General features: G+C 52.7%; 22 protein-coding genes and 4 pseudogenes. 2 read left to right on the top strand and 24 right to left on the bottom strand.

Annotation, left to right across the window (positions count from 1 at the left end; genetic code table 11):
* Positions 1–40: 40 nt before the first annotated feature.
* The 20 genes and pseudogenes from EH207_RS17365 to EH207_RS18670 form a co-directional block, all read right to left on the bottom strand.
* The gene (locus EH207_RS17365; RefSeq protein ID WP_175413711.1) at positions 41–739 is read right to left on the bottom strand and encodes a DUF1989 domain-containing protein; all 699 of its coding nucleotides are present in this window, start codon (positions 737–739) and stop codon (positions 41–43) included.
* Positions 736–1,989, bottom strand: a complete 1,254-nt coding sequence (locus EH207_RS17360; RefSeq protein ID WP_137715099.1) for a M20 family metallo-hydrolase — start codon at positions 1,987–1,989, stop codon at positions 736–738. The genes EH207_RS17365 and EH207_RS17360 overlap by 4 nt, the downstream gene beginning before the upstream one ends.
* The gene (locus tag EH207_RS17355; protein WP_137715098.1) at positions 1,979–2,791 is read right to left on the bottom strand and encodes an amino acid ABC transporter ATP-binding protein; all 813 of its coding nucleotides are present in this window, start codon (positions 2,789–2,791) and stop codon (positions 1,979–1,981) included. Before EH207_RS17355 ends, EH207_RS17360 begins: the two co-directional genes overlap by 11 nt.
* A 4-nt stretch (positions 2,792–2,795) precedes the next feature.
* The gene (locus EH207_RS17350; RefSeq protein WP_137715097.1) at positions 2,796–3,437 is read right to left on the bottom strand and encodes an amino acid ABC transporter permease; all 642 of its coding nucleotides are present in this window, start codon (positions 3,435–3,437) and stop codon (positions 2,796–2,798) included.
* Entirely contained in the window at positions 3,434–4,093 is a 660-nt protein-coding gene (locus tag EH207_RS17345; protein ID WP_137715096.1) for an amino acid ABC transporter permease, read from the bottom strand. Before EH207_RS17345 ends, EH207_RS17350 begins: the two co-directional genes overlap by 4 nt.
* 8 nt (positions 4,094–4,101) lie before the next feature.
* A complete protein-coding gene (locus tag EH207_RS17340) occupies positions 4,102–4,959 on the bottom strand; it encodes a transporter substrate-binding domain-containing protein (RefSeq protein WP_175413710.1) in 858 nt (285 codons plus the stop codon).
* Positions 4,960–5,322: 363 nt separating this feature from the next.
* Complete coding sequence (locus EH207_RS17335; protein ID WP_137715095.1) at positions 5,323–7,005, bottom strand: ShlB/FhaC/HecB family hemolysin secretion/activation protein; 1,683 nt, start codon at positions 7,003–7,005, stop codon at positions 5,323–5,325.
* Between the two features lie 579 nt (positions 7,006–7,584).
* Positions 7,585–8,541 carry a XopAK family type III secretion system effector gene (gene xopAK, locus EH207_RS17330; RefSeq protein ID WP_137715094.1) on the bottom strand — a complete coding sequence of 319 codons (957 nt, stop codon included), beginning with the start codon at positions 8,539–8,541 and terminating at the stop codon, positions 7,585–7,587.
* A 666-nt stretch (positions 8,542–9,207) separates the two neighbouring features.
* Positions 9,208–9,522: a DUF596 domain-containing protein gene (locus EH207_RS17325; protein WP_137715093.1), complete on the bottom strand. Its 315-nt coding sequence runs from the start codon at positions 9,520–9,522 to the stop codon at positions 9,208–9,210.
* Between the two features lie 245 nt (positions 9,523–9,767).
* Positions 9,768–10,130: a DUF596 domain-containing protein gene (locus EH207_RS17320; protein ID WP_246048905.1), complete on the bottom strand. Its 363-nt coding sequence runs from the start codon at positions 10,128–10,130 to the stop codon at positions 9,768–9,770.
* A 197-nt stretch (positions 10,131–10,327) separates the two neighbouring features.
* Positions 10,328–10,690, bottom strand: a complete 363-nt coding sequence (locus EH207_RS17315; protein ID WP_246048904.1) for a DUF596 domain-containing protein — start codon at positions 10,688–10,690, stop codon at positions 10,328–10,330.
* A 97-nt stretch (positions 10,691–10,787) separates the two neighbouring features.
* On the bottom strand, positions 10,788–11,138 hold the full coding sequence (locus EH207_RS17310; protein ID WP_137715092.1) for a DUF596 domain-containing protein: 351 nt from the start codon (positions 11,136–11,138) through the stop codon (positions 10,788–10,790).
* Between the two features lie 281 nt (positions 11,139–11,419).
* Positions 11,420–11,782, bottom strand: a complete 363-nt coding sequence (locus EH207_RS17300) for a DUF596 domain-containing protein (protein ID WP_246048903.1) — start codon at positions 11,780–11,782, stop codon at positions 11,420–11,422.
* A gap of 346 nt (positions 11,783–12,128) precedes the next feature.
* Positions 12,129–12,473, bottom strand: coding sequence for a hypothetical protein (locus tag EH207_RS17290; protein WP_137715091.1), 345 nt, complete (start codon positions 12,471–12,473; stop codon positions 12,129–12,131).
* An 80-nt stretch (positions 12,474–12,553) separates the two neighbouring features.
* On the bottom strand, positions 12,554–12,910 hold the full coding sequence (locus EH207_RS17285) for a hypothetical protein (protein WP_137715090.1): 357 nt from the start codon (positions 12,908–12,910) through the stop codon (positions 12,554–12,556).
* A 598-nt stretch (positions 12,911–13,508) separates the two neighbouring features.
* Positions 13,509–13,871, bottom strand: coding sequence for a DUF596 domain-containing protein (locus tag EH207_RS17275; RefSeq protein WP_137715089.1), 363 nt, complete (start codon positions 13,869–13,871; stop codon positions 13,509–13,511).
* Positions 13,872–14,124: 253 nt separating this feature from the next.
* Positions 14,125–14,487, bottom strand: a complete 363-nt coding sequence (locus EH207_RS17265; RefSeq protein WP_137715088.1) for a DUF596 domain-containing protein — start codon at positions 14,485–14,487, stop codon at positions 14,125–14,127.
* Positions 14,488–14,797: 310 nt separating this feature from the next.
* Positions 14,798–15,160, bottom strand: coding sequence for a DUF596 domain-containing protein (locus tag EH207_RS17255; RefSeq protein WP_175413709.1), 363 nt, complete (start codon positions 15,158–15,160; stop codon positions 14,798–14,800).
* 5 nt (positions 15,161–15,165) lie between these two features.
* The gene (locus tag EH207_RS17250) at positions 15,166–20,460 is read right to left on the bottom strand and encodes a DUF637 domain-containing protein (protein WP_137715087.1); all 5,295 of its coding nucleotides are present in this window, start codon (positions 20,458–20,460) and stop codon (positions 15,166–15,168) included.
* Between the two features lie 461 nt (positions 20,461–20,921).
* Positions 20,922–21,293 (bottom strand): annotated as a pseudogene (locus tag EH207_RS18670) (hemagglutinin repeat-containing protein); the annotation flags it as partial.
* Between the two features lie 487 nt (positions 21,294–21,780).
* On the opposite strand from EH207_RS18670, the gene EH207_RS17240 reads away from it, so the two are divergent.
* Positions 21,781–21,870 (top strand): SymE family type I addiction module toxin, encoded by a 90-nt coding sequence (locus EH207_RS17240; protein ID WP_137715398.1) that lies wholly within the window; start codon positions 21,781–21,783, stop codon positions 21,868–21,870.
* Positions 21,871–21,911: 41 nt separating this feature from the next.
* Here the strand turns inward: EH207_RS17240 and EH207_RS17235 are convergent, their stop codons facing one another.
* The 4 genes and pseudogenes from EH207_RS17235 to EH207_RS17220 all read right to left on the bottom strand — a co-directional run.
* Positions 21,912–22,220, bottom strand: coding sequence for a hypothetical protein (locus tag EH207_RS17235; protein ID WP_137715085.1), 309 nt, complete (start codon positions 22,218–22,220; stop codon positions 21,912–21,914).
* Between the two features lie 704 nt (positions 22,221–22,924).
* Positions 22,925–24,538 (bottom strand): annotated as a pseudogene (locus EH207_RS17230) (hemagglutinin repeat-containing protein); the annotation flags it as partial.
* A 20-nt stretch (positions 24,539–24,558) separates the two neighbouring features.
* Positions 24,559–25,670, bottom strand: a protein-coding gene (locus tag EH207_RS17225; protein ID WP_137712232.1) for an IS3 family transposase whose coding sequence is annotated in 2 segments (ribosomal slippage) — positions 24,559–25,409 and positions 25,409–25,670 — 1,113 coding nt in all. Because the reading frame shifts where the segments join, the coding sequence is not laid out codon by codon here.
* Between the two features lie 82 nt (positions 25,671–25,752).
* Positions 25,753–26,211 (bottom strand): annotated as a pseudogene (locus EH207_RS17220) (hypothetical protein); the annotation flags it as partial.
* Positions 26,212–26,501: 290 nt separating this feature from the next.
* Here EH207_RS17220 and EH207_RS18665 point away from each other — a divergent pair.
* Positions 26,502–26,609, top strand: a pseudogene (locus tag EH207_RS18665) (SymE family type I addiction module toxin); the annotation flags it as partial.
* Positions 26,610–26,626: the final 17 nt, after the last annotated feature.

Raw genomic sequence — 26,626 nt, 5'->3', positions numbered from 1 at the left:
AAACGACTCGCCGTCTTCCTGACGACGAGTGGCGTGCTAATTAATTCGTTACACTAAAATGGATTGCCTGAGGATTACAACCATTGATTGGCACGATGTCTTGCGGACAGGCGGACATGACCACGATGCAATCCAGTTCCGCGCGGATTTCGACATAATCGCCCGCTTTGCTCACCGCCGGAAGCCAGGAAATCGAGTAATCGGGATTAACCGGCGTATTCATCCAAAGGTTCAGCGGCTGGGGAACTTCGCGTGCGCGCAGACCGATCGCGTTGAGCGCCAGTCGCATATTATCCGCACAACTATCATGGTATTCCGTGATCCCCATATTGCTATAGCGGAACAGATCGCAGGCGGCAATCAGGGTATCGTGGACGCCCGGCGAGGTGTCGGCCAGTAGCGTGCCAATCGGACGGCGCTGATTGGTGACCAGCACATCGCCCGGTTCAGGGATGATTTTATCGATAAACGCGCGGGTATGTTCCATTGAAGAAAATTCACTCAGGTCTTCACTGTTGAACAACCAGGTATCGCATACCTGGCTGCCCGGCGTGTTGATGATGCGAATAATCTGGCCTTTTTGCAGGCGGACGGCACAGCCGCAACGGGCCGGAACCGTATAGGTTTCCCCAGGCGTCGGCGTGCCGTCGGCCGAAATCGCCGAGGTGAGGGTCGCGTTGCTGCCTAGCGGGGTGCCGTTATCTTTTTCACAGCAGGCAGGATAGTGGATTGTGCTCATAAATTGACTCCTGTTAATGGGTTTGCCAGCTCGGTCAGGCAGCAGGCGAGTGCTCTGGCCCCAAGCCAGAGTGAATGCGGGTCGGTATACTCAGCCGGGTTATGGCTGATTCCTTTGTGGCTGGGAACAAAAAACATGCTGGTCGGACAGTGCCGCGCCAGACACATCGCGTCGTGGAACGCGCCCGAAACCAGTTGCGTGGTCGGGATCGCCAGCGCGTCGCAACACGCCTGCTGTTGCGCCAGCAGGGGGGGATCGAAGGCCACCGGCGCCTGATGCAGCAGTGAGGTCACGGTCACGTTGTCGGCGGCGAACCCGGCGATCACCGTATCGAAACGCGCTAGCACCTCAGCGTCGGGATGGCGAAAATCGATGGTGAAGCTGACCTGGCCTGCGATGGTATTGATGGAGTTCGGCATCACCTGCCAACTGCCAAAGGTGAGCCGCAACTGGTCGGCGGGCACATCGGACAGGGCGTTTTCAATGCGATCGGTCAGGCGTCGAGCCAGCGTCATGGCGTCGGCGCGGCTGCTCATCGGCGTGGTGCCGGCATGAGCGCTCTGGCCGGAACACACAACCTGATACCATCTGACGCCCTGAATTCCCTGCACGGTAGCCAGAGGCAGTCCGGCTTGCTCCAGCACGGGTCCTTGCTCAATGTGCAGTTCGATAAACGCCGCCATCGGGTATTTGGCCCGGCGCGGAAGACTAAAACGGCGGTGACAGTCAGCCAGCGCCTCTTTGAGCGTGACGCCGTTCTGATCCTGATTGTTTTGATATGCGGCAAGATATTCTGGATTGACGAAGGCATTTGATCCCATCGCCCCAGGCGCGAACCGGCTGCCTTCTTCGTTGGTCCAGATGACAACGTCCAGAGGCCGCCGGGTGACGATGCCTGCTTCATTGAGCGCCGTCAGACATTCGATACCCGCCATCACGCCGTAGCATCCGTCCAGATTACCGCCGCTCGGTTGGGTATCGATGTGGCTGCCGGTGACGACCGGCGGCAGATCGTCGACCCCGGCGCGCCGGATAAACAGGTTGGCGGCCTCATCGGTCATGACGTCACATCCCAGCGATTGCGCCAGATCGATCAGCCAGGCGCGGGCGTCCAGATCGTCGGCGGAAAGCGCCTGACGATTGACGCCGCCGTTCGCCAGCGCGCCGAACCGTGAGAGGGTCGCCAGATTATCAAGAAGCCGGGCCTGACTGACGCAGTCGGCCACGTTTTTAGCCTGTTCACTGACCATTGGCGAACTCCGGTTCATTGAGTTGTAACGGGCTTTTGAACCACGGCGCCAGAAAGGTTTGCAGGCGCTCGCTTTTCGGCGTGCGGAACAGCGTGGCGGGCGGCCCGCTTTCTATGATGGTACCGCCGGCCATGAAAACAATGCGCGAAGAGATATGCGCGGCGAACGACATCTCATGCGTGACCATCACCATGGTAATTCCCTTATTGGCGAGGGCTTTGATCACGTCCAGCACCTCCTCGACCCGTTCGGGATCGAGCGCGGATGTCGGTTCATCCAGTAACAGCAGTTCCGGCTCCAGCGCCAGCGCGCGGGCGATGCCGACCCGCTGTTGCTGCCCGCCTGACAGACGCAATGGCCAGGCGGCGGCTTTGTCCGCCATGCCGACCTGAGTCAGCGCGGCGGCGGCGCGCTGCCGGGCCGCCTGCCGGGGCAACTTTTTGCCCAGCACCAATGGCGCGGCGACGTTCTCCAGCACGGTCATATGCGGCCAGAGGTTGAACTGCTGGAAGACCATCGCCAGCGGGCGGCGAACTTGCGCAATCAGCGCGGGGCTGTCGCGGTGACGCCGCTCGCGTCCCGGCCCGCTGTAGCCCAGCAACTGGCCTTTTATCCAGATTTCGCCTTCATCATAGGCTTCAAGAAAGTTCATACAGCGCAAAGCGGTGGTTTTCCCCGAACCGGACGGGCCGATCAGCGTCACAATCTCGCCGGCGCTGACGGCCAGATTGATATTTTTCAGCACCTGATTGCCATCAAATGACTTGCCGACGTTGCGAAGTTCGATAATGGTTTCAGCCATAGGGTTATCCTTTAGAAGTCTGCCCGTTGCCCAGCAGATGAACGCTCAGACTGACGGCCTGCGCCAACAGCCAGTAGCTTAAGATCAGCAGCGCATAGGGCAGGATATAGGTATAGGTATTCGCGACGATTTGCCCTGTCGTCAGGGTGAGTTCGGGAACGGTAATCACTGACGCCACCGCGCTTTCTTTAATGGTCAGAATAAACTGATTGCCGAGCAGCGGCAGACTGAAGCGCATTGCCTGCGGCGTCTGGATATGCCAGAAGCTTTGCCAGCGTGAAATGTTATGAGCGTCGGCGGCTTCCAACTGTCCGCGGACGATGCTTTGCCAACTGGCGCGGAAGATCTCGCTGAAATAAGCGGCGCTATACAGCGTCAGCGATAAAATGGCGGCTTCAACGGCGCTCAGCATGATGCCCGCCGACGGCAGACCGAAATAGATGACCGCCAACTGCGCCAGATAAGGCGTGCCGCGAATCAGCCAGACGTAAAACCGCCAGGCGGCATACAGCGCACGCTGCCGCCGGCATAACGCGTGCAGCGCAAAACCGAGCGCAGCGCCCAGCAACGCGGAACAGATGCTGATCCCCAGGGTGACGCCTATCGCGCGCAGGTAATCGGGTAAATAAAGAAGAAGATCTTTCATGTTCTTTCCTTAACCCAGCGGCGTTCAAAATAGCGGCCCAGCAGTGCGAGCAAGCTGGTCAACAGCAGATAGACCAGCGCGGTGGCGATATAGACTTGAAGCGGTTGATAGGTGGACGAAGCCAACTGCTGGCCGACTCTCATCAAATCGGTAATGGCGATGACCGACACCACCGCGGACGCTTTCACCACATCGATCAACTCGGAGATCAACGAGGGAAGCGTCAGGCGTAAAACCTGCGGCACCTGAATTCGCCAGAGCGTCTGACGGGGACTCAAGCCGCAAATCGCGGCGGCTTCCCGTTGGCCGGGAGGGATCGCGGCAAAGCCGCTGCGCAGAATTTGCGATTGATAAGCGGCGGTGTTCAGCGTCAATGCCATCGCCGCGGCGAAATAGCTGGAAATCTCCAACCCCAGCTCGCCGGGCAAATAAAAGCACAGCAGCATCTGCGCCAACACCGGCGTGCCGCGAAACACGCTGACCCAAGCGTGGGCGATCCCCCGCCAGAGCCGCAGCGGGCTGCGTTCCATCAGGTAAATACCGACCCCGACAAAAAAACCGGCGACGATGGCGGTCAGGCACAGCGATGCCGTGGTAACGGCGCCGCTGAGCAAAACAGGAAGCCAGGAAAGGAATAGCCCGTAGAAATCAACCATGCTGATTCTTACAGACCCGGCGTCGGCATGCTATCGGCTGGGACCGTCATGGTGAAACCAAACCATTTTTCTTGCAGGGATTTCATCGTGCCGTCGCGGTTTGCTTCGGCAATCCCGTCGCTGAACAGTTTCACCAGTCTGGCGCTGTCTTCGTCCTTACGTCCTACCCAGCCGAAGTAAGTCGTGGGGCCAAGCATGGGCTTCAGGGTGCTGAATACGCCGGGACGACTTTTGATCAGCGGGCCGAGATTGGCTAGTGACTGTGCGACGCCATCAAGACGCTTATTCGCCAAATCGGAATAGGCTTCATCAAAGGAAACGTACTGTTTAATTGCTTTAATGCCGGGTTTGCCGCTGGCCTTCAACTGTTCATTGAACGATTGCAGGATCTGAAGTTGGCCGGAGCCAGCCTGTGAACCGACAATCTTTCCACTGAGATCGTCCAGCGACGTGATGGACGTGTCGCCGTCGCGCTTAAGCAGGGCGACGGTAGATTCGGCAATAGGAACGGTGAACGCAAAACGTTCTACGCGCTGTTTGTTAACGGTGACCGCCGTGACCACGAAATCGAACTTCTTGGCATCTAACCCCGGCAGAATTCCCTGAAACGGCAGATCCAACTGTTTCACTTTTACGCCCGGCAGACGTTTTTGCAAAATATGATTCATCAAGTCCACATCGTAGCCCACGATTTTGCCGTCCTGAACAAATTCAAACGGTGCGTAACGGGCTTCGGTGGCGATGGTAATGGTTTTATTGGCGGTAATCTTATCCAGCAGATCGGCGCTGTGGGCAGGAAAAGCAAGCGCGCTGACAGCACACAGCGTGGTAACACAGAAAGCAGTGGCGAATTGGCGTCGTATCATGATATTCCCCTGGTGAAAGTGACATGCTTTTAATTCAAGTAACTTGCATAAAATTACAAAAGCATGAAATGTGCCAGTCTTCGCGCCATGCTGACGAAATGAGTTTTATTTATTTATATTTCTGTTCTTAAAGAGAAAATTTATCGGTCACACTATGGGAGTGGCATGGAAAACGGCATCTATGGAAATGCGCTGGCGGTTTTTTGTTTGATTGTAGGGCGCGATGTACTTTCATGGTGCATGGTGTCGTGAAATTGTCTTTAAAACTGCCGCCGTTTATAGCGCTCTTTGGTTTTATCACGATCAAAAAAGTCTTCATCATCGGGAGCAACCTTCCTTGTTTTCCTTTTTGCTGTGATTGAGTTAATGAAAAAAAGCGCTGACGGGCAAGTTGATCTGCCAGTAAAGCACGGCGTTATCCGGGTGCAGTTCATGCGGGAAAGACAGCGGAACGCCGAGTGAAACGGATTGGTTGATCCAGCGGGAGGCGGCGGATAAACCCAGCGCGGCGCCGGTCATGTCGCCGCCGTCCACTTTGCCGGTTTTGCCGGCGACCCAGCCGCTGTCGAGAGCGGCGGTCAGGGTCAGATTGCCCAATAGCGGCAGGGTGGCGAATTGCCAGTTCAGTTCGTTGCGCCAGTAAAACCCGCGGTTGCCGGTCAGCGTCTGTTCTTTAAAGCCCCGCACGGAATACTCGCCGCCGAGAGAGAGGCGTTCGCTGGGGTAGAGATTGTCGGGGGAGGTTTGCCCGTAGACGGAAGTGAGGAAATACAGCGAGGGCGTCAGCGGATAGAAATAGCTGCTGCTCAACCCGAATTTCCGATACTTGCTGCGCGGCAGTCCGCTCGCTTCGTCTGCCTCGTCGGTCGCGCCCCAGGCGCTCAGGCCGTGGCTCAGCGTTGGGTTGAGCGTCGCATAGCCGCCCGCCAGCGTGGTGCTGTAGCTGAGGCCGACGCTGGCGCCGCTCAGGGTCGGGCTATTGACGTCAAGGCGTTGCCCGGCCACCCGGTTTTCGGTGCGTCGTCGACTGAGCGCCGTGTCCAACGCCAGTTTTTGTTTGCCATCCCGATACAGTGTTCTGCTGACGTTGAGTCGATGCGTATTGCTTTGGCCTGCATAGCGGTACTGTTTATCGCCGATTGGCGTCGGTTGGAAAAACGCATTCCAGGCGTATTGGTAGCTGAGCGTCCAGTAGCCGTAAGGGACGGCAGTCCCGCCGGACAAGGCGCGGCTGCCGTAGCGATGACTGAACGCGCTGTCGCGGCTGGCGGTGAGCCACCAGCGATCGGCAAGCCGCAGTGGGTTGTCGAGCGCGAGACGGGCGGAAAGTTGTTCACGGCCGGTGCTTTGCTGTCCGCTGTTGTCCGCGCCGATGTAAAGTTCAATCGGCAGCGTTCGTGACGAGCGCTTGAGGACCGCGACAGAACTGCCCGCTTGTTTCCCCGGTTGAATATCAATGGTGATTTGCCGGGAGGGAAGGCGGTTGAGTTGCTCCATTCCCTGTTCAAGATCGCGCAGATTCAGGATGCGGCCGATCAGACCGGGAAAGGCCATTTTTATCGCCAGCGGCGTTTCCCCCTCAAGCTCGATCGCCTCAAGCGTACCCTCGCTGACGCTGATGGTCAGCGTACCGCCGGAGAGATCCTGTTCCTGCAAATAGGCCTGACTGGTGATATAGCCATGCGCGAAGTAATGGTTGGTGGTTTCCCGTACCGCGTGATTAATGGCGGTGAGGTCGAGGCAGCGGTGTTGAAAACGTTGCTGAATGGCGGCCCTGTCTTTAACGGGAAGGTGTTCGGCGCCGCTAAAGGCGACATTTTGGATAGGGAAGCAGGGGCCTTCTGTGGTGGTGGGGGCCGCGATCGCCGGGATATTCAGGTCCGTGGCGTTCTCCAGGGACAGACGTTGCTGTCTGGCCTGATCGAGCAGGGCTTTCTGTTGTTGCGCTTGTGCGTCCCGGTCTGCCGGGTTGGTTGCGTCGGCGGCAAAGACTGGCTGGGTGACAGCCAGCAAAGCCAGGCTTAAAAGAGAAAGGGATTTACACAAAATGAACGCAATCCTTACGTTAACTTACATTTTGCGGGTATTTTACGAATGGCATGCGGATTTGCTATTTAAAAAACGGTGTGTAAGGGCAGTTCAGCATAACCGACCGGGCTGTGAAGCTTTTCTACCGGATTGCTCTGTTCACCCCTCTCTTATGTCAAAATACAGCAGGGTAAAGGACGAAAAGGACTGATATGTTTTTGTATCAAAAGCTTATATTTATTAGGTGATTGGCAGGTAGGGTATGTGCGTAGGGTTGCAATGGATTGTTTGCCGGGAGGGTCGGCGTATCCACGGCCGATTTGACCTTTTCATCTTTCATTTGTTCTCTTATGAATGCCAAAATTTCACCATCGGCAGCTCAGGAAATTTACCAAAACCAAAGGGCGTTACCTAAAAAACATCCTGTTAAGGTCGTTGTGTCGGGGGCGGATAAATGCACAGAAAAAGTGGACAATGCTTATCCAACGTTGGAATTAGACATTATCCACTATTAGCTATTTATTTTGACGTTCGGCTTAATAGCGCGATGACGCGGTTATGATTTTATCGTGGCACAGAGTATTGAACGCTCTCTATTTAGTAATCAAGATTAGGTCCGTAATAGGTTTTATCCGGCATCATGATAAGACTGACATAATTGGGGCAATCGTCCTCATCAGCGCCTTGACTAACATGTAGCCTGACTGCCGAAATGTTGTACATGTTACTGAGACTGAGTAAGTTTTTTTCTGCTTCTAAGCTACTTTCATCTTCGTCTTCCAGGGCGCATCCCCCGACAAGTTGAATATCAATACTTGTTTCTCCTCCCATTTCCTTTATTGAATTAATTAAATGTTCTATCGCGTCATTAGCGCTTTCAATACCTGAGTAATGATAAAGGCCCATTACCACATCTCCTGATTCATTTTTACTCCTTCCGCATATTCCAATACAAGGACCAAGTGCTTTGGTGCCGATACTGTCGTAGTGTTGTGAAGTCGTCGCCATGCATTCATCCATACCAACATCCAACACATTTCCGGCTTCCCGCATGCTGGTGCGATTGGTTACTTCGATACCTCCCCTTGTGAATAACGAACGATAGTTTTGTTCCAATCTTTGGTATGGCTTCATATCGATTCTTGTTGAGGACCCTTCCCAGTCCCTGGCGGTAGGGTGCGCCATTTGCGCCAGACTCAATTTGTGTTCATGGTCAGCCGCAGTATTCATGACTTGAGAGGATAATCGTTGTGGAGAATTCGTTATGTTGGGAGGAACAGGAACATCATGGTATTTAGAACGGCTTGACATGCCGGAGTTCGTTACCTCTTGATCGCCAAGATTTTGATTTTCAGTTTGCAAACTGTTTGGATAGGTCATGCTTGTGATATGCATATCTTTACTTTTTAGCTCAAATTGTTGATAATTATCAGTAAAATAATTTACTGTTTTATGCATTTTAACTGTGATGACAAATGCTTTTTTATGTGGTGATAAGGTCGTTTTCATCCCATTTTTATTTTCAGATTGGTGTTTTGAGCGTGAACCGTCCAAAATGTCGTCACTTTTGGTGGATTGATCTTACCCAGCGATAGTAGATACGGTACTCAGTGAGTAAACTTTCTGATCGCGGGTATAAAGCAAAACCTTACACCGACGAAAAACGATTCGTTTGATCACTTTTTCTTAATAACAACAGTCAGTCACAGGGTTATTCGTACCCTGTGACTGGGTTCCAAAAAAAATATAAAAATGAAACTAATATTTGTACCGGACTGATTTCGACCGTCTTCATGCAACTCGAATTATTTAGGGTATGTGCTTATATTTGTAAAGATGAGAGTAAACCCAATGATTTATTCCATTACACATCTCATAAGCAGATCGATAAAAACGTTTATGTTCAAGACGTCGCGTATTCAGCAACCGCCAAAGTGTGCCGTCTGCGTTCTCCGGCGACAAACTAAAACTATGACAATATCATTACAACTCCGATGTTTTTAAACCGTAACTGACGCATTTTCTTTCAGCGCAGCCTGGCTGTTCGAAAGGTTTTTTATTATCGAGAAAAATATTAGGTAAGAAACAGGCTGGTTTAAAGCATCGAGTTGATACGATCACGGTCATAAACGATTGCGCGTAGTTGCGAATTTCCCGCGCTCTGGGCTTTTACCTTGCACGTTCGGCAAAGTGGCGGGCTAAAAGGTGATGATATTTTTATTACGTCCAGTCGAGATAGCCATCGTCCAACACCCAGACCCCGCCGCCGGGGCACTCTTCAAGGAAAAACCAGACGTCTTCATTTTTTGCTTTCCACTCTTCTTCCGTTTTGGGGAAAGCCTGTTTATAACGTGCTATTTGTTCTTCAATAGACCCCTCCAGAAATTGATCGTGTTTGGCGAGTTTGATTTTTCCATCTTCCATCAGGCGCTGGAGAAGCTCGAAGAAAAATGCTTTTCGTTCTTCAAAAGGAAATTTATTATTCCATATGTCAGCATTAGGACAGCATACGTCCCAAACGGCAGCCAATGACATGCCTTCTTAAGCGCTGGCCCTTACTTGATACAGTTCTTCGCTTATCATGTCTCTTACCTGAATTTTATCTCAATACGTTTGACGTTTTCACCAACGACCCTTGATACATTGGAATCTTGCGATATTTCCACTGTCCATCGTGCTTTGGTTTGATCTGCGCTTTTGGATACGTTTCTCAGGCTGACGGTTGAGTTTTTACTTGCACGCCCGGCAAAGTTCCGGGTTAAAGGGTGATGATATTTTTACTACGTCCAGTCGAGATAGCCATCGTCCAGCACCCAGACCGCGCCGCCGGGGCAATCATCGTCCAGAAACCATATCTCTTCATCTCGTGCTTTCCATTCTTCTTCTGTCTTGGGAAAAGCGTCTTTAAAACGTGCTATCTGTTCTTTAATCGTTCCTTCCAGAAAAATACCGTGATTAGCCAACCTGACCTTGCCGTCTTCCATTAGCCGTTGGAGAAACTCGAAGAAAAATGCTTTTCGTTCCTCAAAAGGAAATTTATTATTCCATATGTCAGCATTAGGACAGCATACGTCCCAAACGGCAGCCAATGACATGCCTTCTAAAGCGCTGGCCCTTTCTTGATACAGTTCTTCGCTTATCATGTCTCTTACCTGAATTTTATCTCAATACGTTTGACGTTTTCACCAACGACCCTTGATACATTGGAATCTTGCGATATTTCCACTGTCCATCGTGCTTTCGTTTGATCTGCGCTTTTGGATATGTTTCTCAGGTTGACGGTTGAGTTTTTACTTGCACGCCCGGCAAAGTTCCGGGTTAAAGGGTGATGATATTTTTACTATGTCCAGTCGAGATAGCCATCGTCCAGCACCCAGACCGCGCCGCCGGGGCAATCATCGTCCAGAAACCATATCTCTTCATCTCGTGCTTTCCATTCTTCTTCTGTCTTGGGAAAAGCGTCTTTGAAACGCGCTATCTGTTCTTCAATCGTTCCTTCCAAAAAAATACCGTGATTGGCGAGTCTAATTTTTCCATCTTCCATCAGGCGCTGGATGAGTTCAAAAAAGAAAATCTTTCTTTTCTGAAACGGATAATTATCTTGTGGCCTGATTTCAGGAACACAAGACCACCATATACCGCTAAATGACAGCCCTTCTAATTCTACTTTCATTTCCTGATAGATTTCGTTGTTTAAGAACATATATGTTCCTGAGTTATCTAAATTTTATTTCAGTTGCTTCAGAGTTTTTACTTGCACGCCCGGCAAAGTTCCGGGTTAAAGAGTGATGATATTTTTACTACGTCCAGTCGAGATAGCCATCGTCCAGCACCCAGACCGCGCCGCCGGGGCACTCGTCAAGAAAGAACCAGACTTCTTTGTGTTTAGCTTTCCATTCTTCTTCTGTCTTGGGGAAAGCGTCTTTAAAACGCGCGATCTGTTCTTTAATCGTTCCTTCCAGAAAAACACCATGATTGGCGAGTTTTAGCCACCCTCTATCCATAAATTCATTGATAGTTTTGAAGAAAAGATTTCTACGAGAATAAAAATCACATTGTCCATAGAAGGAAGGTATGTTCCACCAAACAGCATCTATGGCTAATCCCTCACACTCATCCTTAAATTCATTGATATTGATTTTCTCATCCATATGGCTACCTAAATTTCATTTCCACTTTATTGTGAGACATATTTTCATTGTTAATGATATCTACCGTTCATCTGGCCTTAGTCTGATCCGCACTTTGGATACGTTTCTCAGATTGATCTTAGAACCGTCACTCAATGTAGCAGTCCAGACGTTACCCGGCGCGGTTTCCTTGAACGCCGCGCCGCCGGTTAGCGATTGCGCGTAGTTGCGAATTTCCCGCGCTCTGAGCTTTTACCTGCACGCCCGGCAAAGAGCCGGGCTAAAGGGTGATGATATTTTTACTACGTCCAGTCGAGATAGCCATCGTCCAGCACCCAGACCGCGCCGCCGGGGCACTCGTCAAGAAAGAACCAGACTTCTTTGTGTTTAGCTTTCCATTCTTCTTCTGTCTTGGGGAAAGCGTCTTTAAAACGCGCTATCTGTTCTTTAATCGTTCCTTCCAGAAAAACACCATGATTGGCGAGTCTAATTTTTCCATCTTCCATCAGGCGCTGGATGAGTTCAAAAAAGAAAATCTTTCTTTTCTGAAACGGATAATTATCTTGTGGCCTGGTTTCAGAAACACAAGACCACCATATACTGCTAAATGACAGTCCTTCTAATTCAACTTTCATTTCCTGATAGATTTCGCTGTTTAAGAACATATATTTTCCTGAGTTATCTGAATTTTATTTCAGTTGCTTTAAGGTTTTTGCCTTGTAAAGCATTCAATGACTCATTACCAATAACGTCCGCCGTGCTTTCGTTTGATCTGCGCTTTGGGATATGTTTCTCAGGTTGACGGTTGAGCCATCAGCCAGTTCCGCCGTCCAGACTTTACCCGGCGCGGTTTCCTTAAATGCTTTGCCGCCGGTCAGCGATTGCGCATAGTTGCGAATTTGCCGGTCGCTGAGGCTTTGACGGTTAAATATTTTGGTGGCAGTTCAAACAGCCACCAGTGTAGAAAAATAAGATCCAACCAATATTATTGATATGTGATATTAAAACACATCATTCATCACTTCTTCGTGATTCACTGGGCCATATTTCTCCGGCACAAAATTTTCTATACCAATACTCTTTAACATTATTATCATCTAACCGGTCAAAAAAATAAACAAAATCTATTATCTGTTGACTCACGGGGAAATGCTCTTTGTAAACAATGCTTGAGAAAATCCCTTGAAATTGCTCTAGTCTATGAAACTCTTTCTCACATTGAATAAATTTTTTTTTAGATATTGTTTCAATCAATTTCCGGCATTCGTTTTCACCGATATAGATGTATTGTCTCAATCTCGTTGCACTTGATTGATATTCATTTAATGCAATGTTTAATGAGTCTATTGTGGTCATTTTATTTTCCTTATAGGTTGAATATGCCATACTTCTTTAGTAATTGGGTTATAAATCATCTCCAACTCCGCACCTTCGTATTATAGGAATCCTGCTTTTTTGTTTGGATCAGGTGTTACTGTCGGTTTGCTTTTTAAAATCTCCTCTGCTTGTAAAAATGGTGCAGGTCGACCGCCAATACCCCATAGTTTTTCATAATAATTCTTACTAAATTTAAGATTGTCAGCCACGTAATATTTCCCATCAAAAGTAATATAGCGGCCACCTTTTGCTGCTTCAAGAACTAATCCCATTGAGGATAATACAGTGAATGTTTTCTGGAGAGAGTCTTTTGAAAATCCACTGTATTGACTTAGCTTTTCAATGAATTGATTTCGTGCGAATTGTTTGCTATCAGCAACTTCATCACCCGTCGTGTAGGTGGACAACTGCTGCATATCATACCCGGCATTGTTAAATTGGAGTCAAAAATAAAGTGGCCGTGCCAGTTTGGATCGGCAACCGTCACGTAATCACGTTGCCCTTCCTTTCCTAATTCTAATACAGAAAATATCCCGACATTTCGCCTTAAACAGCAGAAGTAGGTTCGATTATCTTCCCAATATACCCCAAATACATCTATCAGATGCCCATAGTAAGTTTTAACTTTCATATTTACTCCTTAACCGATGGTTTGGGTGTTGTTATTTTCATATCATATGTCTTTCCGGTATATTTGTTATACTGATGATGTATCTGCATTACACTGCCTAAATTTTATTTCATAGGGTTTTTGCCTTGTAAAGCATTCAATGACTCATTACCAATAATGTCCACCGTCCATTGTGCTTTCAATTTATCTGAGCTGGAAGAGACACTGCGCAAATTAATCTTCGAGCCATCAGCCAGTTCCGCCGTCCAGACTCTACCCGGCGCGGTTTCCTTGAACGGCGCGCCGCCGGTTAGCGATTGCGCGTAGTTGCGAATTTCCCGCTCTCTGGGCTTTTACCTTGCACGTTCGGCAAAGTGCCGGGCTAAAAGGTGATGATATTTTTACTATGTCCAGTCGAGATAGCCATCGTCCAGCACCCAGACCGCGCCGCCGGGGCACTCTTCATGAAAGAACCAGACTTCTTCGTGTTTAGCTTTCCATTCTTCTTCTGTCTTGGGGAAAGCCTGTTTGTAACGTTCAATTTGTTCCTCAATGCTTCCTTCAAGGAATTTATCATGCTTAGCCAACCTGACCTTGCCGTCTTCCATTAGTCGTTGGAGTAATATTAAAAAAAAGGCTTTCCTATTTTCATAGGTGAATGTTTCCTCGTCGTATTCATCGGGAGGTGTAACCCACCAAACACCACTTAGTGCATGACCTTCAAGTAATTCTTTATACTCTTGATATTCTTCATCACTTATATACATATCGACTGACCTGCTCCCCGTTGATTATTTCCACCGTCCATCGTGCTTTCGTTTTATCTGAGCTGGAAGAGACACTGCGCAAAGTAATCTTCGAGCCATCGGCCAGTTCCGCCGTCCAGACTCTACCCGGCGCGGTTTCCTTGAACGTCGCGCCGCCGGTTAGCGATTGCGCGTAGTTGCGAATTTCCCGCGCTCTGGGCTTTTACCTTGCATGTTCGGCAAAGTGCCGGGCTAAAAGGTGATGATATTTTTACTATGTCCAGTCGAGATCGCCATCGTCCAGCACCCAGACCGCGCCGCCGGGGCACTCTTCAAGGAAAAACCAGACGTCTTCATTTTTTGCTTTCCACTCTTCTTCCGTTTTGGGGAAAGCTTGTTTATAACGTGCTATTTGTTCTTCAATCGACCCCTCCAGAAATTGATCGTGTTTGGCGAGTTTGATTTTTCCATCTTCCATCAGGCGCTGGATGAGTTCAAAAAAGAAAATCTTTCTTTTCTGAAACGGATAATTATCTTGTGGCCTGGTTTCAGGAACACAAGACCACCATATACCGCTAAATGACAGTCCTTCTAATTCAACTTTCATTTCCTGATAGATTTCGTTGTTTAAGAACATATATGTTCCTGAGTTATCTGAATTTTATTTCAGTTGCTTTAGGGTTTTAGCCTTGTAAAGCATTCAATGACTCATTACCAATAATGTCCACTGTCCATCGTGCTTTCGTTTTATCTGAACTGGAAGAGCCACTGCGCAAAGTAATCTTCGAGTCATCGGTCAGTTCCGCCGTCCAGACTCTACCCGGTAAGGTTTCCTTGAACGCCGCGCCGCCGGTTAGCGATTGCGCGTAGTTGCGAATTTCGCGCTCTCTGGGCTTTTACCTTGCACGTTCGGCAAAGTGGCGGGCTAAAAGGTGATGATATTTTTACTATGTCCAGTCGAGATAGCCATCGTCCAGCACCCAGACCGCGCCGCCGGGGCACTCTTCAAGGAAAAACCAGACGTCCTCATTTTTTGCTTTCCACTCTTCTTCCGTTTTGGGGAAAGCCTGTTTGTAACGTTCAATTTGTTCCTCAATGCTTCCTTCAAGGAATTTATCATGCTTAGCCAACCTGACCTTGCCGTCTTCCATTAGCCGTTGGAGAAACTCGAAGAAAAATGCTTTTCGTTCCTCAAAAGGAAATTTATTATTCCATATGTCAGCATTAGGACAGCATACGTCCCAAACGGCAGCCAATGACATGCCTTCTAAAGCTCTGGCCCTTTCTTGATACAGTTCTTCGCTTATCATGTCTCTTACCTGAATTTTATCTCAATACGTTTGACGTTTTCACCAACGACCTTTGATACATTGGAATCTTGCAATATTTCCACCGTCCATCGTGCTTTCGTTTTATCTGAACTGGAAGAGACACTGCGCAAATTAATCTTCGAGCCATCAGCCAGTTGCGCCGTCCAGACTCTACCCGGTAAGGTTTCCTTGAACGCCGCGCCGCCGGTTAGCGATTGGGCATAGTTGCGAATTTCCTGGTCGCTGAGGTTTTCGCTGTTGAAGACCTTGGTGGTGCCGGTCCTGTTGCTGCCGCCTTTACCTGTGGCCTGAGTGAAAGTCTGCCCGTAAAGGGTCAGCGTACTCTGGTTCTGATTTCTGTCGAACAGCTTAATGAGTTCATCCGTGTGATACTTTTGTATATCACGCAGGTAATCCGATGCCTGATACGGGTATTTCCCCGCCGCCGGAGTGCCCAGACTGGCGAATTTGCCGGATTTGCCCAGCGTCGCCAGAGAAACGATTACCGACTCCGTATACCCCAGCGTTTCAATCGTTTCACGCGACCATCCGGTGATATCCGCCGCGTTTTCAATCCACTGGTTGCGGGAAAAAAGCTGACTGTCAGCTATTTTATCTGCCTGAGTATAGGTAAATAACTGCGCCACATCATACCCGGCATAGAGCGGATAATTCCCGGTGCGTTGCCGGGCTTTCTGCACCCAGTAGTTGGCCAGCAATCCATCTTCTTCACGGGTTGCCGGGTATTTTTCCATCAGGGCTTCATAGCGTTGGCGCTCGGCGGAATTTAAAGACTCCTGTGAGGTACAGTTAACCTGGCGACAGGATGCGGCTAACAAGCGTTCTTCTTTAGCTTTGTCGCCATCAGCCAGTTCTTTGATCGCCTTTAGCTCATCAAGGTGTAACTGGCGGTTAAAACGCTCAACCATTTCCGCGGCATTGGCGCCGCTGTCGACGCCACTGGCTTTCCCAGTTGCCAGCGCCCCGGCGAAGGCGCCGGCGACACGGCTGATTTGCGCCTGCTGCTCCTGCCAGTTTTCTGTTTTCACCAGATTGTCGTTGATGATAATCCCCGCCAACTCCGCGGCCAGCGCGCCGGCGGCCGCGCCTTTGGCGTTGCCGCGCCCAATTTCGGCCGCCACGCCGGAGACGACCGCATGACTCAGCATTTTGCCCGGCACCCCCAGCACCTGGCCGTTATCGCCAATCAGACTGGCGCCTTCGGCGTTTATCTGTCCGCCGATATTCGCCAGCAGCGCATCGGTGAAGTTGTCCTTAAAGCTGCCGCCGTTAATGCCGGTGTTGAGACTTGACTGGATAACCGACTGTCCTGCCACCCGCCGGGCGATTTTCCCCCAGTCGCCGACTCTGAGTAGAGGCAGCCTGGCTTTTTCGGGCGCGACGCCGCCGGCTGTCTGGTTGAATGTCATGATGTCATCAAAGCCCGCCAGCGCGCCGCCAATCACCATCGAGGTGACCAGCGATTTGACCGAACCGCTGCGGCCCATTGCCTGCAAGGTTTTGGAGAGGTTGCCTTCGTTCTCCACCAGCGCGACGGCGGCCTGGGCGGTGAGGGCGGTCATCCCCGAATAGGCGGCGCCATAGGTTGCCGGGGCGGCCCCGGCTCCTGCCGCGCCGACGGCGAAGTCGCCCGCTGCCGCCGCCAGCCCCGAACCGGCGGTGACGGCGGCCACGGCAATGGCAATCACCGCGCCGACCGCCGGGTTGAGGCTCTGGCTTTTGTAGTCCCAGTTGCTGTAGGCGTCCTGCACCGCATTCCATTGCACATCTTCGCGGGTGTTCAGCCCCTTCAGCCATGCGGTGCCCGGCGTGTCGCCCAGCGTCAGCAGGGCCTGTTGCAGCGACCGGGCGTTTTGGGTTTTGACATCGGCGGTGATGCCGGTAGCGGCATCGACGGTGAGGTTGCCGCCGGTATAAACGGCGGGCAGCAGCCAGGTGTCTTTGGCGTAGCCTTTGTCGGCGTTCTTGATGAAGAAGCCTTTGGCGGTGGTGATGGTCTGCTCGAAAGCGGTGTTTTTGACCGCCCTGAAGTTGACCTTGCCGTGGGTGCTGGTCAGGGTGGCATTGTTGCCGGCGTTGATTTTGCTGGCTTCGTAGGTGCTGTCGTCACGACTGAGCAGGTTGATATCGTCCCCGGCGGTAAACGCCGTGACCTTGTTGGTGACATCATGGCGTATGCGGCGAACGGTGACTTTTTTGCCATACCATTTACGGTCCTGCTCGATGCGCTCGTAACGGTTGCTTTCCTCCATCGCCTGCGCATAAAGAAAGCCACCGGTGGCCGCGGCGTCGAGCGCGCCTTTGGCGAGCAGTTGCGTGGCCTGGAAAAGGATGCTGCCGCCGGAAAGCAGGGTGAGGACGCCGCCGCTGGAAAGCTGAGTATTCTGCTGGGTAATGGATTCGGTGTGTTCCTTGTCGCCGGCCTGGTAGAGGCGGTTGGCGACGGCGTTGAACGCCATGTCGCCGTTGGCGCTGAAGGTCATGTCGTTGCCGGATGAGAAACGGGCGCCGTCGGCGCGCAGGGTATCCTGGGCGGTGACGGTTAGTTTGTTGCCGGCCTGCAACGCGGCGGCGACATGGCGCTGGTCTTTGTCGCCGTTTTCCGCCGCCAGCGCGTCGTAAGCGGACGCCGGCATCAGCAGGCGGCGGCCGGCGGAGACGGTGACATCCTTTCCGGCGGAAGCGGACAGCGCCTGCGCGTTGATGTCCGCGCCGCTGAACAGGCTGAGGTGGTTGCCCGCGTTCAGCGTGCTGCGAAGTTCGGGCGTGCGTGACGAAGGGAAATGACTCGCCAGCGCGTCAGGGAGCGGATTGGGTGACAGGTCAATGTGCCGCGCCGCGCTCAGGGTGATATCCCTGCCTGCGTCGATACGGGCTCCCCGGAGTGTCAGCGTACCGTTCGCATTGAGCAGAACCGATTCGTCGGCCTTGAGCCGACCGGTGGGGACGAGCGTCTGACCCCATGTCTTCTGCAGGGGTTCATTGCTGAGGGCTGTTCCGACGCGCCGTGAGGAGGATAACGCCACGGTGTTTTCGACAAGCAGGTCGTTGCCCGCCGTCAGGCTGATGTTGCGTCCGGGCGTGAAGACGATGTCGCTCAGGGAGAGGTCGTTGCCTGCCGAGAGGGACATATCGCCGCTGACGGTCAGTGCGCTTTTTTGCTCGTCGCGGGTGCTGTAAATGTCATACGCACTGTAAAACCGCGGACTCAGGCTGGTGCGGAAGGTGACGTCGCCGGTGCGGGCGGTAACATTGAGATTTTCAGCCTGGATGCTGCTTTGCCAGCCGTTGACGTGACCGGCGGCCAGCAGCGAAACGGTGTTGCCGGCGTTGAGTTCGCTGTCTTTAAGGTCGATGTTCTCCCGGGCGATGAGCGTAATATCATCTCTGGCGCCAAGTTTTTCAGTGCTGGTGATATGCTTTGCGGCAAGGGTAATATTCCGGGCCGACAGCGTATTGAATCTGAGTAACGGGTCGATGACCTCATCGGCGTTATCTTGTTCCGCAGGGGTGGGGGTAACGAGATTGATGGTCTCTTTAAAGTCGGCGACAAGGTTGCCTTTGGCGCTGATTTTACTTCTCTCGCGGTCTTTTACATCCCAGACGACGGCATCGCCGATGCTGTTAAAGAAATAGGTTTCAGTCTTCGTCCAGTCCTTCAGAAAGTACTCTTCCATGGTCGGGTCGACAAAGGGGAGGGGCCTATTTTCATAGGTTTTATAGAATTTGATGAACCCCGACGCTCTTCCTTCGATATTCAGCCGCTCCCCGGTCAGTAAAAGGTTGCGGTCTGCGGACATGTCGCCAACGATGTTATTGAGTTCGGTGGCGTGGATATAGAGGTTGGCACCTGCGTTTATTTCAGGTCTGTCGCCGGTCAGCACAGTGTTGTAGCGGTATTTTTTGAAGTTGACGTCGTTCAGGGCGGCGAAGGTTATCATATTGAACCAGTTCTGGTTCTTATGCTCGTCAAAATCTAGCGCGCCGTAAACGCGGACATAACGCTTTTCGTCCGGTAGCCATTTCCAGCCGAGCATGTGGCCTAAAGCCAGCCCCTGCGGGGCGCTGACCTCGGTCTTTTCATCCGTGGTCTGATGAAACACATTGTCCAGCCGCCCGGTGCGAATGACCAAATCGCCTCTGTGGGTTTTTATCGTCCCGGAGCGGTTTTCGACCCGCTGTCCTTTATTACCCTGCGCATCCTTCTGGAGCCATAAGTTGTTTTCAGCCGCAATCGTCGCCTGGGTATTGGTCAGCTGGTCGCTGAACAGGCGCATATCCCGGCCGGCGGAAAGCGTGCCGTGGTTATTCAGCGTGGCCGCGGACAGGGTGATATCGCGTTCGGCCACGACCTTCGCGCCGGGGTCGATATCGGTTTGCTGCGCGTTCAGATTCAGGTCGCTTTTGGCGCTCGCGTCGCCCAACCGAAGCTGGCCGTTGGCGCTGAGCGTGATGCCCTGCCGGGTCGAGGTCAGATTGCCCAGGTTGACGCCCACGCCTTCCTCCGTGGCGACCAGCCGGATTTTATCGGCGTACATTCCGCCCAACGCTTTGGTGTCCACCGCGAGTGGCGGTGTGTCGCCCTGACCGGCGATGGGGGTAACTGAACCGTCGGCGACGTTCACCCGGTTGGCGCCGAGCGTCAGCGAGAGGTTTGCGGCGTTGATTTTGCCGTTGAGTTCGGCGGCGCGGCTGATGATATCGACATAGTCCTGCGTGCCGGCGTCTAATCCGCCGGGGCCGATGACGACGCTGCCTTGTCTGACTGCCAATGCGTCCAGCGCGCCCTGTTTATCCAACTGCGGCTTGCCGGTGGTCAGCGTCACGCCGGGGGTATTGATAAAGCCGCAGCCGTCGCAGGTGATGCCATTGGGGTTGGCGATAAGGACGTTGGCTTTGTTGCCGAACACCTCCAGCTTGCCCTGAAGCTGTGAGCGGGCGGTGCCGGTGACTTCATTGATAATCAAATCAGCGGGGTGGCCTTTGAGGGCGGGGTTGGCCTCAAGCTGTCCGGCCAACGGTGATTTTCCGGCGACCGTACTGTTGTTCAGCACCGCGCCGGGGGTGCCGACGTTGAAGTCTTGATAGGTGTTGTGTGAAATGCCCGCGGCGTTCGGCGTGGCGATGTTCACTACCGGCACTTCACCCGGCAACACCTGGGTGTTGCCGCTGGCGGCGGTTATCCCTGCCGCGAACGCCGGGTGCAGCGGCTGGATGGCGGTCAGGTATATCAGCAGATAGCCGAGGCCGCGTGTGGCGCGGCGGTTGAGTGTTTCCATGTGACTTCCTTGTTTTCCTTTTTGCTGTGATTGAGGCAATCACAAAAGCGATGAGGCAAAAGGGCATATACAAAACGAACGTAACGCTTACGTTGATTTACAATTTGCAAATATTCTACAAATGGCGGGCGGAATGGCTATTTAAAAACAACGGGTAAGGGAAATTCAGGATAACTGACCATGCAGTCAGACTTTTCCGTTGGGTTGTCCTGCGCAAACCCTCTCCAGCGTCGAAAACGCAGAAGAGTACAAGGCAGTAAGGACTGATATTTTTTTCTATCAAAAGGTTATATTTATTAGTCAATTGGAAAACCATTAACGCCGACAGGACTGAAATGGACTGATTAAGGGGGCGGCAATGGCCGTCACTATTTAAAATCGGCTTAAGGCATCAGCGGCTGTGGCGGGCTGTCAAGATCGTCCTGCCAGCCAGCGGGGGAGTAACGCAGGTAAATCATGCCGTGGCTGGGGGTGAAGTCCTTTGCCTGTGGAATATCGACACCGACGCCCAGCGTCCCGGTGTCGAGGCGGTTTTTGTCCGGCGCGGCGGTCGAACCCATGACCGCGCCGTCGAGCCGGGTATGCTCGCCCACCGTCACATCAAAGCCGCCCTTGCCGGCGAAAATGCCGGTTTGCTCAACCACCGAGTCGTAGTTGCTGTGCATCTTGTCCCGGCTCAGGTTGACGCTCGCCGAGCCGCTCATCGAGCCAAAAGTGAAGCTGCCGCCGGCGCCGGCGTTCTGCTGCTTCGCGTCGTAGCGGTCGCTGTCCTGCTCCGAGGTCATCGTCAGGTTACGTCCCACATCGGCTTTCACTGTCTCGCCGCTCACCTGAACGTAAATACCGGAAACGCTGTCGATAGTGGTTCTGGCGAAACGGTTCTGATCCGCGGCGCTTTCCACGCTGCGAAGGGTAGTGGTGGCGTTGATATCGCGTCCGGCGCTGGCCAGCAGGCGGTCGTTGCCCTGAATAATGCCGCCTATATTGTTGATATCCGTCCGGGCATTCAGGCTGACATCGGCCCCCTGAATGGCGCCGGTCTGGTTGGTGATAGTGTCGGCATCCAACTGCAACACGCGCTTTTCAGCACGAGTATGCTACCGCTCCGCCGTGATTTTCCAGACTACAACCACACCATCCTAACAGCGCCATCTGCCGCTGATATTAGCCTTTCCTGTAACCCCCGGCTGGCTCATATCGGAGCTTTTACTCAATTCGCTGACGAACTAAAAACGCATGTAAGCGGCATTACACCGTCGGTTACGCCCCAACGGTGGTAAAAAACCGCCCAGCCCGAAACTTAAGTTCAGCCGTAATTGGCTGGAAGAACTCGGTTTTAACACCGGCCAGCCGGTTATCGTCACCGTTGAGCGCGGTAAACTGGTCATTGAGGCCGAGCTTAGGCTCTAAGCGCCAAAAACGACGATCCCGGCTCAGGGGCCGGGATATTTTTAATAAAAGTCGGGCTCTACTCGCCCTTCCGCTTTTAGGATCTCAAGGAAACGGTTGTAGGCGGTTTCGTCATATTCAAGAAGATCATCAAGAAGCTTTTCTTCTATCAACGGTTTATAAAAAATCCCATCCTCAAAGAATATAAAATCACCAGACATTTCATGATCAATGATCTTCACATTGCTAGCTTTGTAAGCAAGTAGTCCGTTATACCCCTTTGAAAAACCATAAAAATAAGTTTCTCCATTGCTCCAGTAAATAGCATAAACATCAATAATCTTTTCAGATCTATCATTTTTAATTTTCATTACTTACCCTTTAACGATGGACCAGGTTGCAATGGGTTAGCCTGTGGCGTCACCATTTTCATATCATAAGCCTTACCGGTATTTGAGTTGTATTGATAATGTATTGTGATATTAGAACCATCAGGTAATTCATGAGTAACCTGCATTTTCTGGAATCCCGCTGACGCAGGGAAGCGGGGGTCTTTATTCATTCCTTTAAGCACATCCCCAGCCGATGGATTAGCTTTAACCCCATTCCACAGAACCTTCTCATTCAGATCCCTTGGGAACGGATTCTGAATACCCTTGGCCGTTGTTATATATTCCGCGTTTCTGATTAACTGTTGCTGCTCTTTCGTCAAAGAAGATAAACCAGACGTCGAACTGCCACTCATCGGTTTCTCTACCGTCAGAGCATAAATAACACCCGCCAATATCCCTTTATTGAGGTTATCTTTGTGCAACTGCTGGTTATTCGCCACAGGCTCCAGTTCGGATATAGAGTAGCTGACCAGTTCACGACACTGAGCATTACATTCTGATGAGTCCATCAGTACCCTGAGTTTCACTAATTCTTCTTTTTGATCAGCGACCGATATCCCTGTGGTCTCTGCTTGTTGCTGCTGCGCTGCATCTTTTTTCTTCAGGTCAGCCAGAAGCTGCTCTTTCTCCGCGTCTGTCTTTGCGTTGGCGTATTTTTCAGTGAAGTCGGTGATGTCCGTATCACTCAGATAGTTATTCTCAACCGTCGTCTTCCCGGACTGAGCGCCGGCAAGGACGGATGCAGAACTGTCTCCCGCAAGACCTCCGGCCAGACCGGAGGCCAGCGTCGCCAGCGCCGATATCGTCTGCTTCTCGTCCTCGCTCAGTTCACCGACCTTTTTACCATACGCTTCGGTCGCTATCATCCCCATCAACTCGCCCGTCGCCGCGCCTGCCGCCGCTGCGCCATCCTTGCCCTGCATCGCCGCCAGCGCCGCGTTCACCGTCGCATGCGCCAGCACCCGGCCGGTCATATTATTTTCAGGTATTGTCCGGGCGATGACATTTGCAATATAAGGCGCCGCGCCACCGGCAATTGCCGCCTGCATATCGCCGCCAGCCAGCCCCTGCACCGCTGCCGTCGCCGCCTGTATCGCCCGCTGAACCGCGCTGCCCGTGCCATATTTCTGCATCTCGGCTTTGTAGATATCCGTTTCACGCAGTTGCCCGGCGGTATAATCCGGATACGTCTCTTTCGCGGCCTTCGTTGCCTGGATGCTGCCTTCCGTACGCGCAATGTCCGCTACCTGGTTGCCGATTTCGCCTATCAGTTGCGCCTGCTGCAACCGGTTTTGCTCTTTCTCCTTGTCGAATATCGGCGAGAGCGTCTGGTTGGCGTGCGCCACATCGCGGCTGAGTTGGTTTATATCCTGTTGCTGGTTCGCGCCGTCGCGGATAACCATTGTCCCTTCGGAGACCGCCGACCGGGTGGTCGTGCTGTCGTGGCCTTCACTATCGGCCCCGGCCAGCAGGCCGTTCGCCATATTGCCCGCGAACTGACTGCCGATGCCGCCGCCGGTGCTTATGCCGATGCTCTGGTGCTCCGCTTTATAGTCGGCGCGGTTTTCAATATCGCTGAAGCCCAGCGTCCCGGTGTCGAGGCGGTTTTTGTCCGGCGCGGCGGTCGAACCCATGACCGCGCCGTCGAGCCGGGTATGCTCGCCCACCGTCACATCAAAGCCGCCCTTGCCGGCGAAAATGCCGGTTTGCTCAACCACCGAGTCGTAGTCGCTGTGCATCTTGTCCCGGCTCAGGTTGACGCTCGCCGAGCCGCTCATCGAGCCAAAAGTGAAGCTGCCGCCGGCGCCGGCGTTCTGCTGCTTCGCGTCGTAGCGGTCGCTGTCCTGCTCCGAGGTCATCGTCAGGTTACGCCCCACATCGGCTTTCACTGTCTCGCCGCTCACCTGAGCGCCGCTGAGCGCGGTATCGCGCCCGCTCAGCAGGGTAACCCGGCGTCCCGCATCCACCGTGGTTTCGGTATGGGTGACGCCGTTACCGCTCTCGCTGCCTTTGCCTTTGTTGACGCTGGCGGAGACGCTGATGCCCCAGCCGCCGGAGCCGACGCCAATCCCCACGCCGACGCTGCCGCCGCGGCTTTCGTTTTTGCCATCAAGCTGCCGGGTGTTTTCCGCCGAAAGCAGGTTGATATCGCGATTGGCGGCAAGCAGCACGTTGTCGCCCGCGCTGAGCCGGCTGCCTTTCACCGTCAGGTCGCCGTCCTGACCGGTGGCGCTGATGCGGAGATCGTCGCCCGCCGTCAGGCTGCTGCCCTGTGCGGTGTTCTGCTCGCTGCGCTGCGTCTGTAAATAGACCCGTTTTAGTTCCACGCACTTTTTGAGATCCCGGCCAGATGGTGTTGTAATCGGTATTCCTCCGGTGTCAGGTTGCTCAGCGATTCATGTGGACGCTCACAGTTATATTCTGAAAGCCACCGCTCTGTGATTTCTCGTACTTCGTTCAGCGTCCTGAACAGATAGAAATCCAGTATTTCAGTGCGGTATGTCCGGTTAAAGCGTTCAATAAATGCATTCTGAGTCGGTTTACCCGGTTTGATAAATTCCAGCCTCACTGCGTGCATTTCTGCCCACTCAGCCAGAGTCAGTGAAATAAATTCCGGGCCGTTATCCATGCGAAGCATCGCGGGATATCCCCGGTTTGCTGCGATCCTGTCGAGCACTCGAACCACTCGTTGGGCCGGCAGGTTCAGGTCTATTTCGATCGACAAAGCCTCGCGATTAAAATCATCGACGACATTGAATGTGCGAAAGCGACGGCCGCAAATCAGCGCGTCATGCATGAAATCAACAGACCAGCTCTGGTTCAGAGCTTCAGGTGTGGTCAGCGGCGATGGGTTACGTACCGGCAGACGCTGTTTGCCTTTGCGACGAAAATTCAGTTTCAGCAGACAGTAAATACGGTGGATCCGTTTATGGTTCCACTGGTATCCCTGCCGCCGCAGAACCTGAAACAGCTTCGGGAAGCCGTATCGTGGATATCTTTCCGCAGCCGTCTGCAATGCGAAAATAACGGGTTCGTCACGCGTGTTGTCCGGACGGTAATGGAAAACCGTTCTGCTCAGGTTCATGCTCCTGCAGGCCTGACGGATACTCAGTCCGAACGTTGTTATCAGGTGCGTCACCAGCTCACGCTTAAAGGCTGGCTTCAGAGCTTTTTTTCGATAACATCTTTCAATGCCCGATTCTCAAGACTGAGGTCGGCAAACATCTGCTTGAGCCGACGGTTCTCGTCCTCAAGATCCTTTATTTTTTTAATATCAGATGCTTCCATGCCACCGTATTTAGACTTCCAGTTGTAATAAGTGGCTTCAGAGATTCCGGCCTCGCGGCAGACATCTTTCACTGTTCGTCCAGCTTCAACTGACTTAATCACCGTGATGATCTGATGCTCAGTAAAACGGGCTTTACGCATAGCGATCTCCTTCGTTGGCAAAATGAGTATGCCGGAAGATCTCTAAATGTGAATGGCACGATTATGCGGGATACTTACACGTCGACTTCGATGACTGGCTGCCGTAAGAGAGGCTGATGCCCACCGTATTGGTGTTTGCCGCATCCCCGCCTTGCGCCGCGTCCAGACGGACCGCCTGCGTCGCCTGAATGCCGCTCAGCGCCGCTTTCACCCCCTGCAATGCCTTCAGGCGGTCATTGTCGGTGTTTCCGGCCGTCCGCGCCGTGGACACGGCGGTATTCAATGCGCTGCCCGCCGCCCCGGAGAGCGCCAGCGTCAGGCCCGACGTTTTCTGCGCCACTTCGTGCGTCTGGCGGCGTTGATTCTGCGCCGCATCGATGTCGACGCGCCCGCCGCTGAGCGTCATATCGTTGCCCGCCGCCAGCGCTGAGCCGGTCACGGCGAGGTGGTTGCCCGCGCTGAGCGTCAGATCGCCGTTCACGCTGCCGACCGTACTGCCCAGTTGCGTCACGTCCCGGCCGGTATCGGTCACGTTCAGGCTGACATCGGCCCCCTGAATGGCGCCGGTCTGGTTGGTGATAGTGTCGGCATCCAACTGCAACACGCGCTTTTCAGCACGAGTATGCTACCGCTCCGCCGTGATTTTCCAGACTACAACCACACCATCCTAACAGCGCCATCTGCCGCTGATATTAGCCTTTCCTGTAACCCCCGGCTGGCTCATATCGGAGCTTTTACTCAATTCGCTGACGAACTAAAAACGCATGTAAGCGGCATTACACCGTCGGTTACGCCCCCAACGGCGGTAAAAAACCGCCCAGCCCGCAGCTCAAGCTCAGCGGCAGGTGGCTGGAAGAACTCGGCTTTAACACCGGACAGCCGGTTATCGTCACCGTTGAGCGCGGGCGGCTGGTGATTGAGATGGAACTGAGGTTTTGACCGGTCAAAGTGACGAT

This window comes from Brenneria rubrifaciens, from assembly GCF_005484945.1.
Taxonomy (GTDB): domain Bacteria; phylum Pseudomonadota; class Gammaproteobacteria; order Enterobacterales; family Enterobacteriaceae; genus Brenneria; species Brenneria rubrifaciens.
Note: the sequence above shows the minus strand (reverse complement) of the source record. Positions and strands in the feature narration are given on the sequence as shown.

What these genes read in the sequence shown, in the direction of transcription:
- EH207_RS17365 (WP_175413711.1), bottom strand. Translation starts at nt 739, where the DNA reads ATGAGCACAATCCACTATCCTGCCTGCTGTGAAAAAGATAACGGCACC.
- EH207_RS17360 (WP_137715099.1), bottom strand. Translation starts at nt 1,989, where the DNA reads ATGGTCAGTGAACAGGCTAAAAACGTGGCCGACTGCGTCAGTCAGGCC.
- EH207_RS17355 (WP_137715098.1), bottom strand. Translation starts at nt 2,791, where the DNA reads ATGGCTGAAACCATTATCGAACTTCGCAACGTCGGCAAGTCATTTGAT.
- EH207_RS17350 (WP_137715097.1), bottom strand. Translation starts at nt 3,437, where the DNA reads ATGAAAGATCTTCTTCTTTATTTACCCGATTACCTGCGCGCGATAGGC.
- EH207_RS17345 (WP_137715096.1), bottom strand. Translation starts at nt 4,093, where the DNA reads ATGGTTGATTTCTACGGGCTATTCCTTTCCTGGCTTCCTGTTTTGCTC.
- EH207_RS17340 (WP_175413710.1), bottom strand. Translation starts at nt 4,959, where the DNA reads ATGATACGACGCCAATTCGCCACTGCTTTCTGTGTTACCACGCTGTGT.
- EH207_RS17325 (WP_137715093.1), bottom strand. Translation starts at nt 9,522, where the DNA reads ATGTCATTGGCTGCCGTTTGGGACGTATGCTGTCCTAATGCTGACATA.
- EH207_RS17320 (WP_246048905.1), bottom strand. Translation starts at nt 10,130, where the DNA reads ATGATAAGCGAAGAACTGTATCAAGAAAGGGCCAGCGCTTTAGAAGGC.
- EH207_RS17315 (WP_246048904.1), bottom strand. Translation starts at nt 10,690, where the DNA reads ATGTTCTTAAACAACGAAATCTATCAGGAAATGAAAGTAGAATTAGAA.
- EH207_RS17310 (WP_137715092.1), bottom strand. Translation starts at nt 11,138, where the DNA reads ATGGATGAGAAAATCAATATCAATGAATTTAAGGATGAGTGTGAGGGA.
- EH207_RS17300 (WP_246048903.1), bottom strand. Translation starts at nt 11,782, where the DNA reads ATGTTCTTAAACAGCGAAATCTATCAGGAAATGAAAGTTGAATTAGAA.
- EH207_RS17290 (WP_137715091.1), bottom strand. Translation starts at nt 12,473, where the DNA reads ATGACCACAATAGACTCATTAAACATTGCATTAAATGAATATCAATCA.
- EH207_RS17285 (WP_137715090.1), bottom strand. Translation starts at nt 12,910, where the DNA reads ATGCAGCAGTTGTCCACCTACACGACGGGTGATGAAGTTGCTGATAGC.
- EH207_RS17275 (WP_137715089.1), bottom strand. Translation starts at nt 13,871, where the DNA reads ATGTATATAAGTGATGAAGAATATCAAGAGTATAAAGAATTACTTGAA.
- EH207_RS17265 (WP_137715088.1), bottom strand. Translation starts at nt 14,487, where the DNA reads ATGTTCTTAAACAACGAAATCTATCAGGAAATGAAAGTTGAATTAGAA.
- EH207_RS17255 (WP_175413709.1), bottom strand. Translation starts at nt 15,160, where the DNA reads ATGATAAGCGAAGAACTGTATCAAGAAAGGGCCAGAGCTTTAGAAGGC.
- EH207_RS17250 (WP_137715087.1), bottom strand. Translation starts at nt 20,460, where the DNA reads ATGGAAACACTCAACCGCCGCGCCACACGCGGCCTCGGCTATCTGCTG.
- EH207_RS17235 (WP_137715085.1), bottom strand. Translation starts at nt 22,220, where the DNA reads ATGAAAATTAAAAATGATAGATCTGAAAAGATTATTGATGTTTATGCT.